The 1,537-nt window shown below is 62.7% G+C and carries 2 protein-coding genes; both read left to right on the top strand.

What is annotated here, in order from left to right:
* On the top strand, positions 1 to 1,242 hold a 1,242-nt coding region (locus CXY78_RS00050), incomplete at its 5' end, for a hypothetical protein (protein WP_233206018.1).
* A gap of 10 nt (positions 1,243 to 1,252) precedes the next feature.
* Positions 1,253 to 1,537 (top strand): hypothetical protein (locus CXY78_RS00045; RefSeq protein WP_140425593.1); only part of this gene is annotated, 285 nt, incomplete at its 3' end.

Genomic DNA, 1,537 nt, shown 5'->3' with positions numbered 1-1,537 from the left:
GTCTACCGAACTGATCCGATGGATCCCGACACTGACGACGACGGACTCACCGACGGGGAGGAAGCGGGCCAGGCGGTATCTCACCCTGACACCGGCGTCGAGTTCGTGGTTTTCTCGAGCCCGCTGATGTCCGATACTGACGGGGACGGCCTCTCCGACACGGCTGAAGCCGATCTCTCCCTCGACGCGTTCAATCGCGACAGCGATGGCGATGAGGTCGAGGATGGCCGCGAGGTCGAGTATCTCGGCACGGCTCCCGATGTTGCTGACACTGACGGCGACGGCTTCGAGGACGGGTACGAGGTTGAGAATCAGGAGAGCCAGGGGCTCGACCCGTTATGGGCCGATGTAGAGGTCGAGCCATCGACCTACGCGTGGGAGTTCGCCCAGGGTGCGTTCGTCGGTGAGATTGTTCCGGGTGACTCTCTCGCCTGGTTGGCCGGCAATCTTGCCTCCGGAAGCTCCAGTTTCATTCCCGGAGTGGGCTGGGTGGTCGGCGGGGCTGCCGACCTCCGCGATGCCATCGGGTCGGGCATCCACGCCGACTGGGTCGGCGCCGGCTTCAGCGTCGTCGGCATGGCACCGGCCGTTGGCGACGCGGCCGCTATCCCGGCCAAGACCGCGAAGTTCGTACTCCGTCACCCCGAGCTTGCCCCCGCCGTGGGTGCTGCCATCGTGGCGCTCAAGTGGGTTCCGGATGACATCAAAGTGGCGACCGTCGCGCAGATTACGCCGAACTGGGCGTACCTCCGGGCCGCCGGCTCCAGCGAAGGGTCGCTTCTCCGACTTCAGGAGGGGAAGGTTGGCCTCGATAGTCTCGCTGAAGCCATGAAACGCCCCGGTCACGTCAATGTCAACAGCGGCCGAGCTGGGTTCTTCGCCACGGGCAAGGATGGAGAATCCTTCTTGGCTGGGCTCTATCCAGCAACTGATGGCAGCAAATACACACAAGTCGCACGTTCCACGAAAGACTGCATCGAGGTCTGCAATGACGTCCTCCGGCGATTCGATGTCCTCGTTGACAGCGTGGCTCACGAGTCGAAAGTGGGTCGTGTTAATCTGAGCCCGTCAATTGAGCGGCAAATTAGGTCGGATGCTTACCTTGAGGATCAGGGCGACATTGAGGGGGCTCATTGGCACTTCTTCGCCAGTGCCGTCTCGAAGACTATGGGACCGAGCAAGCCGGTGCTCGACCTCCTTGACGAGCTAAAAATCCCGTACACGATCCATATCCCCGCATAGGAGCCGCTCGATGCCCGCCTACACCGACTTCGTTGCGATGACCAGTGCCGACGCGGCCGACTACCTCGCCGGTTTTCTCGGCGTTCAGCAAATGTCGCTCGACCGGTTTGCGTCGACCATCGACCGCGAACTGACGTTCTCGCCTGGCTCGCTCGTGCCGGTGTGGGATGCCGTCGAGCCGAAGCTCGCGTGGCGAGCAGGATACGAACCGCCTGCCCTGGGCCAACCCGGACCTCGAATCGATGCGGATCAGCTTGAGCTTCCCGAAGATTTGCCCTCGTGGTTCCACCACCCG

The organism is Cryobacterium sp. N19 (genome assembly GCF_002929595.1).
GTDB classification, from domain to species: domain Bacteria; phylum Actinomycetota; class Actinomycetes; order Actinomycetales; family Microbacteriaceae; genus Cryobacterium; species Cryobacterium flavum.
The sequence above is the reverse complement of the archived record's forward strand: the minus strand, read 5'-3'. Positions and strand labels throughout refer to the sequence as shown.